Genomic DNA, 13,057 nt, shown 5'->3' with positions numbered 1-13,057 from the left:
TTCTATCCCCCTCTGTCGAGTACCCCTGCGCGATCGTCGGCGACGACGGATGCGAACGGCCGGCGTAGGGACCGCGGCCGGCTACTGCCGGCCGGTGCTCCTGGCGAATCTGCGGACCGCCATGAACGAGAACGCCGCGAACCAGGCGACGACGTTGAGGACGGCACCGGTCAGGCTGGAATGCTCACCGCTGAACGCGTAGCCGTCGGTGAGGGCGTACCGGGCGAGGGTCGCCACCCCGTACATCGGGGTGAACCGCGAGATCTCCAGCATGACCCCGCTGAGCGGGATGAAGAGGTCGCCCAGGAACGCGAGCGCGGTCATGGTCAGCCCCGGCATATGCATGACCACGTCGGGCTTCATGGCCAGGCCCATCGCGATGCCGAGCGCGGCGAACACCGCGGCGCCCAGCCAGGCGACCAGCAGGGCCGTCACCCAGACCCCGGCGTCGGCGCGCGCCCCCGTGGCGAGGCCGAGGACACCGACGATGACCACCGGGACGCCGGCCATCAGCACGGAGCACAGCACCTTGACGAGCAGGTAGCCCGGAGGGGTGAGCGGGCTCAGCGCGATCGTGCGCATCCAGCCCACGGACCGCTCGACCGAGATCGTGGCCGCCGAGCTGATGGCCGCCGTCCCGGCGCCGTACACGGCCAGGCCGGCCATCATCCAGGCGGCGAAGTTCCCGTGCGGCAGGGAGGCGTCGTCCGGGCCCGTCCGGAACAGGGCGAGATAGAGCACGGCCGGGAGCAGCAGCGTGAAGATCGTCGTCTGGCGGTTGAACCGCCGGCGCAGCTCGTACCCGATGAACGTGGCGTTGACCCCGCCGAACACCGACCCACGGGGGCCGGCCTCCGTCTCTGCGAGCGTGGTGGTCACAGTCCCTCCTCGGCACCGCGGTTGTGCTGGGTGATGGCCATGAACGCCTCTTCGAGGCTGCGCGGGGCCACTTCGATCTCCCGCGCCTGCGTCTCGCCGACGAGCAACCGCAGCACGGCGTCCGAGTCGGCACAGTCGAAGAAATGGCGCTCACCGCGGACCGTGCAGGAACGGACACCGGGGGAGGCCGCGACGGCCGCCGCGTGGTGCGGCGCGATCACGGCGGACACCGTGCGCCCACTGGTCGCTGCGCGGACCGAGGAGGCCGAACCGTCGGCCACGACCGCGCCGTGGTCGATCATCACCACACGGTCGGCGAACTGGTCCGCCTCCTCCATGTAGTGGGTGGCGAACATGACGGTCATACCCCGTCCCGCGTCCTCCCGGACGGCCGCCCAGAACTCCCTGCGGGCCGCCACGTCCATGCCGGCCGTCGGCTCGTCCAGCACCAGGAACTCGGGGTCGGACAGGAGCGCCACGGCGAACCGCAGCCGCTGCTGCTCCCCTCCGGAGCACGCGGACACCTTCCGGTCCCGCAGCCCGGAGACCCCGGCCCTGCTCATGCACCGCTCGGGGTCGGCACCTGGGTGCAGCGAGCCCAGCATGTGCACGGTGGCCCCGACCGTCAGATCGGGAAGCAGTCCTCCCGACTGCATGACGGCCGCGACCCGTCCGGCGCGTACCGCGTGCTGCGGCTCCTGCCCGAACAGCTCCACCGTCCCGGAGTCGGGCCGGGTCAGGCCCAGGAGCATGTCGATGGTCGTCGATTTTCCGGCGCCGTTCGGGCCGAGGAAGGCCACCACCTCGCCGCGCGGGATCCGCAGATCCAGCCCGTTCACGGCGGTGAAGCCCTCGCCCTTGGCGTTGGCGAAGCGCTTGACCACCGCGCCGAGCACAGCGACGTCCGAAGGCGCACCTCCTCCCTCGGCGGGGCGGACTCGGGGTTCGGTCATCATCGGAAGCCTCACGATTCGGTGGACGCCGGCTGGCGGAAAACACTCTTCCGCGAGCCGCTATCCCTCCGGACCGGAGCCGCTACTCCCCGCCTATCCTCCCTCTGTCCGACGAGGCGGCGAAGGTGACCGCCGGGCCGGCACACACGCGAAAGGCCGGGCACTCACCCCATGGGGTGGGTGCCCGGCCTCGCGTGATCACGCCCGGAACGGCGGGATCCGGGCGGTCAGACGTCGAGCTCGTCCGCGACCGCCCTCAGCAGGCCCGCGATCTTCGCACCGGCGGCCTTGTCGGGGTAGCGGCCCCGCTCCAGCAGCGGTGTGATGTTCTCCAGCACCGTCGTCAGGTCCTGCACGATCGAGGCCAGCTCGTCCGGCCTGCGCCGCTGCGCGGCGGCGACCGACGGGGTGGGGTCGAGAATCACCACGGACAGGGCCTGGTCACCGCGCTGGCCCGCGACCACGCCGAATTCGACGCGCTGACCGGGCTTGAGGGCGTCGACGCCGGCCGGGAGTACGGAGGAGTGGACGAAGACGTCGGCGCCGTCGTCGCGCGAAAGAAAGCCGAAGCCCTTTTCCGAATTGAACCATTTGACCTTACCCGTGGGCACGTCTGTCCTCGTCCTCGTACTCGTCGGTGTGCGGGAGAGCCGAAAACGGCTCCGGATAGCAGTACAGCGGGTCTGTGACCCGCCGTGTCCCAGGCTAATGGCCCGGGGGCCGGACACAAGACGTCGCCGACCGGTTCCGCCGAGCGGGGAACTACCCTGGCCGGGTGAGTACTACTCCTTCAGGCGCAGGCGACCGGCTCGTACAGGTCGGCGCGATCGTCTTCTTCGTCGGCGCCCTGGCCACCCTGGTGACCGTGGCCCCACTGTTCCTGGGTACCGACCCGTTCCCGTCCGTCGCCTACGCGGTCTGCATGCTGATGGGTCTGGGCTTCCTGATCGCGGCCGCCGGGGTGGTGCGGTCGGTGTGGATGAGCTCCCCGAAGCGGGCCGCGACGAGGTAACGGCCCGCTCCTCCCTCTGCGCGGCCCGCCACTCCTGTGCGTAGTCGTCGAAGACGACGCGCAGGTGGTGGCCGATCTTCAGGCGGTCGAGGTCGTCCAGGTCGGCGAGCGAGACCCGGACCGACCACTCGGGGCCGTCGAAGCCTCCGCCGTCGAGCGGGACCACCGAGATCTGCTCGGCGAGCTGGAAGAGCGGGTCGACGGGCTCGTGGTTCTGCTCCAGGAATGCGGCGAACCCCCTGCCGTGGACGCGTTCGGCCTCCGCCGGCAGGCCCAGCTCGATGGAGTGCGCTGCCCGCTTCGGATCCTGCCGAGATCTTCATGTGGACGCCCTCCAGGAGGAGGTCGAGCCGCTGCCGCACAATGGCGCGAATCCGGTGCTTGTACTCCTGGCCCTCGTCCAGCGTGTCGAAGAGCGGGAACAGCGCCGTCATCATCTGGTGCGGCAACAGCAGCGCCCCGGGCGGCACCCGCGACGGGCCCGACGACCCGGGGCCGGCCCGGGGTGCCGTCCCTGGTGTCACACGGCCACGAAGGTCCTCAGCCAGGCGGGGAACGCGGTGAGGTCCGGCAGGATCACCTCGGCTCCGGCCGCCCGGAGCTCCGCCTCGTCGCACGGTCCGGTCGTGACGCCGACCGACAGGGCGTTCGCCGCGTGGGCCCCCCGGACGTCGCCGGTGTGGTCGCCCACGTAGATCCGCGCGCCGTGCTCCAGGAGCGCCTCCGCCTTGCCCTCGGCCCAGAGTCCGCCGATGAGCAGGTCCGCGTCGATACCGAGGTGCGCGAGGTGGAGCTTGGCGTTCGGCTCGTACTTGGCGGTGACGACCATCACCTGCCCGCCGAGCACCTGGACGGCCTCGACGGCTTCCCGGGCACCGGGCATCGCCGTCGTCGGCGTGATCGCCCGGTCCGGGTAGATCGCGCGGAAACGGTCGGCGGCCCCCGCGATCGCCTCGGCGGGGAACCAGTTGGACATCTCCTCCGCGAGCGGCGGCCCGAGGCGGCTGACGACCAGGTCGGTGTCTATGTACACACCCGTCTCGGCGGCCAGCGCCTCGTAGACGGCCCTGATGCCGGGCCGGGAGTCGATGAGGGTCATGTCGAGGTCGAATCCGACCGTCAGGGTGGGTGAAGGCATGGGCTCCATTGTGCCGAGTCTCCCGGCGGGACCGGCGGGCCCGCCCCGCGCGGGGGCCCAGGGCGCGCCCCCGGAAGGGGCATCAGCGGTAGCCGGTGGCGTCGGCGGGCCCGCCGACGCCCTGGACCTCGGTGAGATAGCGCCAGGCGTCCGGCCGGCTGCCGTCGAGGTCGGTGAACCCGTACTCCTGGGCCAGCCCGCCGCTGGACAGCGACCGACCGTTCCACCGGCTCACATCGGGATCGGCGGCGAGCGCGACGACGGCCCGCCCGGTGTAGGACGGCGTCTCGGAGATGCAGAAGTGCGGCACCCGGTCGAGGGCGTCCCGCCAGGTCTCCTCGGTCACCTCGAAGTGGTCGAGCATCATCTCCGAGCGCATCCACCCCGGGGTCAGCGCCACCGCCGTGGCACCCCGGGAGCCCAGTTCATGGCCGAGGGAGAAGCCCATACGCAGGACGGCGGTCTTCGCCAGGTCGTAGAAGAAGGAGTTCCGGTAGGTGTCCCGGTTGTACTCGGCGGTGCCGTCGGTCATCTCGACGACCAGACCGCCCCGGCCGCGCAGCAGGAGGGGAAGGGCGTGGTGGCTGGTGATCGCGTGGGTCTCCACGGCGAGCCGCAGCAGCCGCAGCCCCTTGTCCAGGTCGTGCTCCCACACGGGGGTGTCCCAGGCGAAGAGGTGCTCACCGCCCCAGATGTCGTTGACCAGCACGTCCAGCCGGTCCTGTTCGGCCGCGATGCGGTCCACCAGCGCGCGGACCTGCGAGGGGACCAGATGGTCGGTCGGCACGGCGATGCCGTGGCCGCCCGCCGCGGCCACCAGGTCCGCCGTGTCCTCGATGGTCTCGGGACGGTCGTACTCCGACCGCCGGGTCCGGGTGCTGCGTCCGGTGACGTAGACGGTCGCCCCGGCCGCGCCCAGCTCGACCGCGATCCCCCGTCCCGCTCCCCGCGTCGCCCCTGCGACGAGGGCCACCTTGCCGTCCAGTGCCGCTGACATGTACGTCCTCCCGGATCCACGCTGTGCCGCGCCGACGCCCGTGCGGACGGCGGAGACAGCATGCTTCCCCGGAAAGCAGACACCTTCTGTCGCCTTTTACGGGCGTGTTCTCCGCGGCTTTCGGGGGGCGCAACGGCCTTCCGGGTGCGTTCTCCACTGCCACCCGGGTGCGTGGCCCACGGCCGTCGGGTGTGTTCCCCGCGGCTTCCGGAAGCGGGCCGAAGCCTGTGGGGCGCGGTGTCAGGTCCGCGCCCCACAGGTGATCCGGGGATGTACGCCAGGGCATGATCCTGCCCAGGCAGCTCCGGTCTAGGCCCCCGACGTCATCCGCTCGACCGCCTGCCGCGTCAGTTCACGGCTGGACGGCTCGGTGTCGAGGGCCCGGTGCAGGGTCAGCCCCTCGATCAGCGCGTCGAGCCGGCGGGCGGTGTCCGGGTCGAAGTGCTGCTCCAGCAGACGGCGGCTGCGGTTCATCCACGCGTGGGTGAGCTCGCGGTACTCGTCGCGCCGGGCGGCCAGGGTGTAGAGCTCCTGGGTGAGGACGAGTTCGCGGCGCGGCCCCTCGGACAGCACGTGGATGAGGTCGGTGACCGCCTCACGCGCCTCCTCGGGGGTGCCGGCCCGGCCCAGGTGCTGTTCGAACACGGCCACGATCTGGTCGGCGAAGCGGGTGAACGCCTCGCGCAACAGGTCGTCGATGCCGCTGAAGTGGTAGGTCATCGACCCCAGCGGAACCTCGGCGCGGGCCGCGATCCTGCGGTGCGAGACGCCGACGACCCCCTCGTCGGCGATGTGGTCGAGCGTGGCGGCGAGAATCCGCTCCCGCCGCTGGGGGTCCGTACGTCCGGTGGCCACGGGACGGGCGGGTCAGACGCCGCGGACGACGCGGGCGGGGTTGCCCACGGCGACGACGTCGGCGGGGATGTCCTTCGTGACCACGGCACCCGCGCCGATCACGGAGTTGTCACCGATGGTCACCCCGGGGCAGACGATGACGCCGCCGCCGAGCCACACGTTGTCACCGATGGTGATGGGGAGCGCGGCCTCCAGCTTGTCCCGGCGGGGCCCCGGCTCGACGGGGTGGGTGGGCGTGAGGAGCTGGACGTCGGGCCCGATCTGGCAGTCCTCACCGATGGTGATGCGCGCGACGTCCAGCGCGGTGAGGTGGTAGTTGACGAAGGTACGGGCGCCGATGGTGATGTTGCTGCCGTAGTCGACGTACAGCGGCGGGCGCAGGTCGACGCCCTCGCCCACGGAGTCGAGCAGTTCGGCCAGGATCGTCCTGGCCGCGTCGGCGTCCTCGGTGTAGGCGGCCTGGAAGCGGGCCGCGAGGCGCATCGCGTGCTGCTGGCGCCGCGCGATCTCCGGATCGTCGGCGATGTAGAGGTCACCCGCGAGCATGCGCTCCAGGTTCGTACGCGGATCGTCGGCGAAGTGGTCCATCGGCATGCGTGCGACCGTACACCCAAGGCGTACGAACGTACACTCCAGCCGTGCCGCCCGCCCCAGCTCCTCGGCCGCCCGGCCGCTGTCAGCCCGTCAGCCTGCGGGAGCGCCACACCAGGTAGAGCGCCGACGCCACCGCCGCGACCCGCACCACGACGGGCCAGACGTCCGTCATCGCGTCCCCCATCGCGCTCTCCGCGAGCGGCTCGCCCCAGCGGCCGTCCATGCGGCCCCACAACCAGACGAAAGCGCCGCCGACGACCAGGCCCGGCAGGCCCAGCGCGACCCACTTCGCCTCCGCGCGGGAGAACCTGCGCGAGCTGTACGCCAGCAGCCACCCTCCCGCGAGCGCCAGCCACGACCCGAGCACGGCACCGGCCACCAGCAGCGCGGCGGCCAGCAGCAGGAGCGGATGGGAGAGGCGGGGCCGCGCGGGGGCCCCGGCGTCCACGACGGCCTTCCTGGGCCGCCGCAGCCGCAGGCGCGGCCGGGGACGCGCCACGGGCGCCGGAGCGGCGGCCTCCTTCCCGTCCGCCGCAGGTGCGGGCTCCTCCCCCTCCGCCGGGGCGCGCGGCCCGGGGGGCTTCGGCGTGCTCGGCATGCCGAACAGCTCCGGGCTCTCCAGCCCGCCCACGAACCCCGGCACGGACGTGCCGACGCCCATCGCCCCCGGCCCGCCCTGCGCGACCTCACCGAAGGGCCCCGGCTCGATCCGCCACCACTCGGTCTCGCCCCCGGGCTGCTCCTCGCCCAGCCCCGCCATGTGCGGCGCGGACGCCGACGGCCAGGCCGGAGCCGGTCCAGCGGCCTCCGGCCTCCCCGGCGCCGGCCCGCCGGGTCCGGGATCCGCCTGTGCGGCCTGTGGCGACGCGCCCTTGCGCGACACGTCTTTCCTGAGCAGACCACGCCGCGCCCGGGGCACCCCGGGCGCGCTCCCGGCTTCCGTGGCGGCGTCCGCCCGGGGCGAGGGGAGCGACACCTCCCCGTCGCCCGACTCGGCCGCCGCGGACACGAGTTCACCCGGAGCCCCGAGGCGGCCGAGGATGCGCCGGACCACCGCCGGAGAGTCGGATCCGTCCGTGCCGCGCTGCCGGTCGATCTCGCCCCGCAGCGTCGCGACGAGCCTCATCCGGGCGCCCGAGGACAGCTGTTGCTGCTGCGCCAGGTCACCGACCCGGCTGAGGTAGTCGTAGACAAGCTGGTCGCTCTCGATCCCCACGCGCTGGTTCTCCCTCCACCCGCCCTGCCCCGACGGTAGCGTTCCAGGGGCTACCGTGGGACGGATGGGGACGACCACACCACCGCGCACGCTCGCCGAAGCCCTGCGCGCCCGGGGCGACGAATCGCTGGCCGGGCTGCTGCGTGCCCGCCCCGACCTGCTCAGCCCCGTGCCGAACGACATCACGCAGCTGGCGACACGGGCCGGCACCCGGGCCTCCGTGGTCCGCGCGCTGGAGCACCTCGACCGCTTCGCCCTGCAGACCGCCGAGGCGCTGGCCGTGGCACCGGACCCCGCCCCCTACGACACGCTGCTCGCGCTCCTCACCGGTGACGGGCAGGACGACGGCGACGGACGCGACGACGCGGGTGCGGCGATCACCGCCGCCCTGCCCACCGCCCTCGCCACCCTGCGCGAACAGGCCCTGGTCTGGGGCGAGGACACCCGGCTGCACCTCGTGCGCACCGCGCGCGAGCTGCTCGCCCCCTCGCCGCAGCACCCCTCCCCCACCGGCCTCGGCCCGACCGTCTCCGAGGCCACGGCCGGGATGTCGCCCGGCAGGCTGCAGGAGATCCTGACCGCAGCCGGGCTGCCGCCCACCCACGACCCGGTCTCCGCCGTCACCGCGCTGGCCGGGCTCTTCACGGACCGGACCAGGATGGCGGAGCTGCTCGACACCGCCCCGGTCGAGGCGCTGTCGGTGCTCGACCGGCTGGTGTGGGGCCCGCCCTACGGGGAGGTCACCCCGAACCCCACCCCGCCCGTGCAGTGGCTGCGCGACCGCGGGCTGCTGCTGCCCGTGTCGACGCGCACCGTCGTCCTGCCGCGCGAGGCGGCGCTGCACCTGCGGGCCGGCCGCGCCCATCGCGTGCCCGAGCCCGTGGCGCCGGCGCTCATCGCCGCCGCCGAGCGCGATCCCCAGGCTGTGGACAGAGCCGCGGCGGGCCAGGGCTTCATGGCGCTGTCCACCGTCGAGGAGCTCCTGAAACTCTGGAACAACGGCGGCCCGGCCATCCTCCGCGCGGGCGGCCTGAGCGTCCGCGAGCTGAAGCGCGCCGCCGCCGCGCTCGACACGTCCGAGCCCGTCGCCGCCTTCTGGATCGAACTCGCCTACGCGGCGGGCCTGCTGGCCTCGGACGGCGAGACCGACGAGCGGTACGCGCCGACCCCGGCCTCCGACGAGTGGCTGGACCTCGACGCCCAGGACCGCTGGACCCACCTCATCACCGCCTGGCTCGCCGCCACCCGCACCGCGGGCCTGGTCGGCGGCCAGGACGCCAAGGGCCGGGCGCTGTCCGCACTCGGCCCCGACCTGGACCGCTCCGCCGCACCCGAGGTACGCCACCGGGTCCTGGCCCTCTTCGCCTCGCTCCCGCCGGGCACCGCGCCCGACCCGCAGACCCTGCTCGCCCGGCTCCGCTGGGAACGCCCGCTGCGCACGACGCCACCGGGCGGGCCCTCGCCCCAGGGCGAGGCGTCCGACCTGCGCTCCCGGATCGCCCTGTGGACGGTCAACGAGGCGGAGATGCTCGGCGTCACCGGCCGCGGCGCCCTCTCCTCCCAGGCCCGCGCCCTGCTCGACGAGGGGCCCGACGACGCCGCCGCCCGTCTCGCCCCGCTGATCCCCGAGCCCCTGGACCACGTGCTGCTCCAGGCCGACCTGACGGCGGTCGCCCCCGGCCCGCTGGAACGCCCGCTGGCCGACATGCTCTCCGTCCTCGCCGACGTCGAGTCCAAGGGCGGCGCGACGGTCTACCGCTTCACCCCCGGCTCCGTACGCCGCGCTCTCGACGCCGGGCGGGCGGCGACCGACCTGCACGCCTTCCTCGCCACCCACAGCCGTACGCCGGTGCCGCAGCCGCTGAGCTACCTCATCGACGACGTGGCCCGCCGCCACGGTCATCTGCGGATCGGCGCCGCCTCCGCCTACGTGCGCTGCGACGACGAGGCCGTGCTCAACGAGATCCTGGCCGACAAGCGGTCGGCCACCCTGCGGCTGCGGCGGCTCGCACCGACCGTCCTGGCGGCGCAGGCCGGCCCGGGGTCGCTCATCGAAGGGCTGCGCGAGATGGGGTACGCCCCGGCCGCCGAGTCCGCCGAGGGTGACGTCCTGATCACCCGCGCCGGCGCGCGCAGGACCCCGCCGCGCACGCCGCCCGTCCCCGTCCCCGAGGGGCCGCCGGTCCCGGACGCCACCCTGCTGACCGCGGCCGTCCGGGCCGTCCGGGCCGGCGACACGGCCGCCAGAGCCGTCCACAAGGAGTCCCCGGAGACGGGCACGGCCCCGGCCGGCTCCCTCCCCCGCACGACCACGGCCGAGACCCTGGCCACCGTGCAGGCCGCCGCGATGACCGGCTCGGCGGTCTGGATCGGCTACGTCAACGTGGACGGCGCGGCCAGCCAGCGCGTGATCGCCCCGGTGAAGGTCGAGGGCGGCTTCGTGACGGCGTACGACCACACGGCCGACGAGGTCCGGACCTATCCGCTGCACCGGATCACGGGGGTCGCGGAGCTCGCCGACGAGCAGTCGACCTGACCCGGAGGCGTCAGGCGGGATCCATGTCCCGGAAGCGCTCGAAGGTCTCCGTGCCGGTGTCCCCCTTGGCCCACTCGACGGTCAGGGTGTTGCCGGACTGCTCCAGGTTCCCGACCCGGTCCTCGCTCTCGACCCGGACGCCGTCCTTCTTGCAGAGCAGCGCGACCTCCAGGAAGTCACCGCTCTCGTCCTCCTGCCACCGGCCCTCGCACTCCAGGCCGTCACCGGCACTGAGGACGGCGTTGATCCGGGCGGGCTCGTCGGTGTACGCGTCGCCCAGCCCCAGCATCGTCGAGTCGGACGCCCGCCAGACCGCCTGGAGCCCGGTCCCCGTCGGCGCGGGCATGCCCGTCGGCGAGGGGGACTCCTCCGGTGTCTCCTCCGTGGCGCTCGGAGAGGGCGAGGTGGCACTGGGACTCACCTTCGCGACGGGCCCCTTGGCGTCGTCGTCGTCACCGGTGCCGAGCGCGAACCACACCCCGCCGCCGATCAGGACGAGCGCCACCAGAGTGGCGCCCACGATCGGCCCGGTGCGCCGCTTCCCCTTCCCCGCGGGCGGAGGCGGCACCGCCGGTCCCTGGGGCGGCGGCGGGTACGCGCCGTACGGCGCGGGCGGACCGGGCGGACCGGGCGGTGGCGGCTGCTGAGCCGCGTACGGGTTGTCCGGCACGGGCTGCCCGCCGTGGGGATTCCCGTACCCGGGCCGCGGCGGAAGGCCCGGGGGCTGAGCACCGATCGGCGGCTGCTGCCCGCCTCCGTACGGCGGCTGCGGCTGACCGCCCGGCGGCTGCTGCGGCGGCCAGGGTGACGGCTGTGACATGACGTTCCTCCCCCGCGGACGACGACCTGCCGACGCGCATTCCCTTTCTACCAGCCGCTTCTGACCACCGGTCGGCCGGTGAGCTCACCCCGGCCGGAGGGCCCCACCGGCCGACCCGCACGGGCTTCGCCGCACCAGGACGCCGGTCAGAGCCGGCCCCCCGGATCGTACGCACCGTGGCGTCGCCGGCTCCCTCCGGACCACCGCGCGGCGGGAGGCCCGCCACCCGCTCCGTCACGCGTGCGCGACGCCCGTTCGCGGCCGATGCGGCACACTGGACGTTTGGCCGTTCGCGGCCGTCCCCGGCGGCGGATCCCAGCAGCAGGGCAGAAGCGGAACAGAAAGGGCCGACGCGCGTGACCGGACCCCTCATCGTCCAGAGCGACAAGACGCTGCTCCTCGAGGTCGACCACGACCAGGCCGAGGCCTGCCGCCGTGTCATCGCACCCTTCGCCGAGCTGGAGCGTGCCCCCGAGCACATCCACACCTACCGCGTGACCCCGCTCGGCCTGTGGAACGCCCGCGCCGCGGGGCACGACGCCGAGCAGGTCGTCGACGCGCTCGTGGAGTACTCGCGCTACCCCGTGCCGCACGCGCTCCTCGTCGACATCGCCGAGACGATGGCGCGGTACGGCCGCCTCACCCTGTCCAAGCACCCCGTCCACGGCCTGGTGCTGACGTCGAACGACCGCCCGGTGCTGGAGGAGATCCTCCGCTCGAAGAAGGTCCAGCCGCTGGTCGGGGCGCGTCTCGACCCGGACACCGTGGCCGTGCACCCCTCCGAGCGCGGGCAGATCAAGCAGACGCTGCTCAAGCTGGGCTGGCCCGCCGAGGACCTCGCCGGGTACGTCGACGGCGAGGCGCACCCGATCGAGCTGGACCAGGAGAGCTGGTCGCTGCGCCCGTACCAGAAGCAGGCCGTCGAGGGCTTCTGGCACGGCGGCTCGGGTGTCGTCGTGCTCCCCTGCGGCGCCGGGAAGACGCTGGTCGGCGCGGGTGCCATGGCCGAGGCCAAGGCGACCACGCTGATCCTGGTCACCAACACCGTCTCCGCCCGCCAGTGGAAGCACGAGCTGGTGAAGCGGACCTCGCTGACCGAGGAGGAGATCGGCGAGTACAGCGGTACGCGCAAGGAGATCCGGCCGGTCACCATCGCCACGTACCAGGTGCTGACCACCCGCCGTAAGGGGATCTACCCGCACCTGGAGCTGTTCGACTCCCGCGACTGGGGGCTCGTGATCTACGACGAGGTGCACCTGCTGCCCGCGCCCGTCTTCAAGTTCACCGCCGACCTCCAGGCCCGGCGTCGCCTCGGGCTCACCGCGACGCTGGTGCGCGAGGACGGCCGCGAGTCGGACGTCTTCTCGCTCATCGGGCCCAAGCGGTTCGACGCCCCGTGGAAGGAGATCGAGGCGCAGGGCTACATCGCGCCCGCCGACTGCGTCGAGGTCCGCGTGAACCTCACGGACTCGGAGCGGCTCGCCTACGCGACGGCGGAGGCCGAGGAGAAGTACCGGTTCTGCGCGACGACCGCGACGAAGCGGAAGGTCACCGAGGCGCTCGTACGCAAGCACCGGGGCGAGCAGACCCTGGTCATCGGGCAGTACATCGACCAGCTGGACGAGCTCGGTGAGCACCTGGACGCCCCGGTGATCAAGGGCGAGACGAGCAACGCCCAGCGCGAGAAGCTCTTCGACGCGTTCCGGCAGGGCGAGATCAGCGTGCTGGTCGTGTCGAAGGTCGCGAACTTCTCGATCGACCTGCCGGAGGCCACGGTCGCCATCCAGGTGTCGGGAACGTTCGGCTCGCGTCAGGAGGAGGCGCAGCGGCTCGGCCGGGTCCTGCGCCCGAAGGCGGACGGGCACGAGGCGCGCTTCTACTCGGTGGTCGCCCGCGACACGATCGACCAGGACTTCGCGGCTCACCGCCAGCGGTTCCTGGCCGAGCAGGGGTACGCCTACCGGATCGTCGACGCGGACGAGCTGCTGACGGAGAACTGACAGCGGTCCCTGGGCGGGGCTTCCGGGCGAGGGCCCACCGGTTCAGCGGCGGCGGAC

Annotated in this window: 12 protein-coding genes and 1 pseudogene; 3 read left to right on the top strand and 10 right to left on the bottom strand. The window is 73.3% G+C overall.

All coding sequences use genetic code 11. From position 1 onward, the window contains the following. Positions 1-81 precede the first annotated feature (81 nt). The 3 genes from B9S57_RS17035 to B9S57_RS36245 all read right to left on the bottom strand — a co-directional run bounded on the left by B9S57_RS17035 (position 82) and on the right by B9S57_RS36245 (position 2,443). The gene (locus tag B9S57_RS17035; protein ID WP_103516431.1) at positions 82-879 is read right to left on the bottom strand and encodes an ABC transporter permease; all 798 of its coding nucleotides are present in this window, start codon (positions 877-879) and stop codon (positions 82-84) included. Continuing rightward, positions 876-1,832: an ABC transporter ATP-binding protein gene (locus tag B9S57_RS17030; protein ID WP_103516485.1), complete on the bottom strand. Its 957-nt coding sequence runs from the start codon at positions 1,830-1,832 to the stop codon at positions 876-878. The genes B9S57_RS17035 and B9S57_RS17030 overlap by 4 nt, the downstream gene beginning before the upstream one ends. A gap of 227 nt (positions 1,833-2,059) precedes the next feature. Next, entirely contained in the window at positions 2,060-2,443 is a 384-nt protein-coding gene (locus tag B9S57_RS36245; protein ID WP_103516430.1) for a cold-shock protein, read from the bottom strand. 164 nt (positions 2,444-2,607) lie between these two features. On the opposite strand from B9S57_RS36245, the gene B9S57_RS17020 reads away from it, so the two are divergent. Continuing rightward, complete coding sequence (locus B9S57_RS17020) at positions 2,608-2,844, top strand: hypothetical protein (RefSeq protein WP_103516429.1); 237 nt, start codon at positions 2,608-2,610, stop codon at positions 2,842-2,844. A 22-nt stretch (positions 2,845-2,866) separates the two neighbouring features. Here B9S57_RS17020 and B9S57_RS35515 read toward each other — a convergent pair. The 6 genes and pseudogenes from B9S57_RS35515 to B9S57_RS16990 form a co-directional block, all read right to left on the bottom strand. Next, a pseudogene (locus B9S57_RS35515) lies at positions 2,867-3,299 on the bottom strand (aspartate 4-decarboxylase); the annotation flags it as partial. Between the two features lie 65 nt (positions 3,300-3,364). Then, positions 3,365-3,991, bottom strand: a complete 627-nt coding sequence (locus tag B9S57_RS17010) for an HAD family hydrolase (protein WP_374935948.1) — start codon at positions 3,989-3,991, stop codon at positions 3,365-3,367. A gap of 73 nt (positions 3,992-4,064) precedes the next feature. Then, positions 4,065-4,979 carry an SDR family oxidoreductase gene (locus B9S57_RS17005; RefSeq protein ID WP_103516427.1) on the bottom strand — a complete coding sequence of 305 codons (915 nt, stop codon included), beginning with the start codon at positions 4,977-4,979 and terminating at the stop codon, positions 4,065-4,067. A gap of 309 nt (positions 4,980-5,288) precedes the next feature. Then, a complete protein-coding gene (locus B9S57_RS17000) occupies positions 5,289-5,834 on the bottom strand; it encodes a TetR/AcrR family transcriptional regulator (RefSeq protein WP_103516426.1) in 546 nt (181 codons plus the stop codon). 12 nt (positions 5,835-5,846) lie between these two features. After that, positions 5,847-6,428 (bottom strand): sugar O-acetyltransferase, encoded by a 582-nt coding sequence (locus tag B9S57_RS16995; RefSeq protein ID WP_103516425.1) that lies wholly within the window; start codon positions 6,426-6,428, stop codon positions 5,847-5,849. Positions 6,429-6,510: 82 nt separating this feature from the next. After that, positions 6,511-7,644 carry a hypothetical protein gene (locus B9S57_RS16990; RefSeq protein WP_103516424.1) on the bottom strand — a complete coding sequence of 378 codons (1,134 nt, stop codon included), beginning with the start codon at positions 7,642-7,644 and terminating at the stop codon, positions 6,511-6,513. A 64-nt stretch (positions 7,645-7,708) separates the two neighbouring features. Here B9S57_RS16990 and B9S57_RS16985 point away from each other — a divergent pair, with 64 nt between their 5' ends. After that, positions 7,709-10,180 carry a helicase C-terminal domain-containing protein gene (locus B9S57_RS16985; RefSeq protein ID WP_103516423.1) on the top strand — a complete coding sequence of 824 codons (2,472 nt, stop codon included), beginning with the start codon at positions 7,709-7,711 and terminating at the stop codon, positions 10,178-10,180. Between the two features lie 10 nt (positions 10,181-10,190). Here B9S57_RS16985 and B9S57_RS16980 read toward each other — a convergent pair whose 3' ends face one another. Beyond that, a complete protein-coding gene (locus tag B9S57_RS16980) occupies positions 10,191-11,000 on the bottom strand; it encodes a hypothetical protein (protein ID WP_103516422.1) in 810 nt (269 codons plus the stop codon). 356 nt (positions 11,001-11,356) lie between these two features. Between B9S57_RS16980 and B9S57_RS16975 the strand changes: the two genes are divergently transcribed. Next, complete coding sequence (locus B9S57_RS16975; RefSeq protein WP_103516421.1) at positions 11,357-13,000, top strand: DNA repair helicase XPB; 1,644 nt, start codon at positions 11,357-11,359, stop codon at positions 12,998-13,000. Positions 13,001-13,057: the final 57 nt, after the last annotated feature.

This window comes from Streptomyces sp. SM10, from assembly GCF_002910915.1.
Lineage (GTDB): Bacteria > Actinomycetota > Actinomycetes > Streptomycetales > Streptomycetaceae > Streptomyces.
Note: the sequence above shows the minus strand (reverse complement) of the source record. Positions and strands in the feature narration are given on the sequence as shown.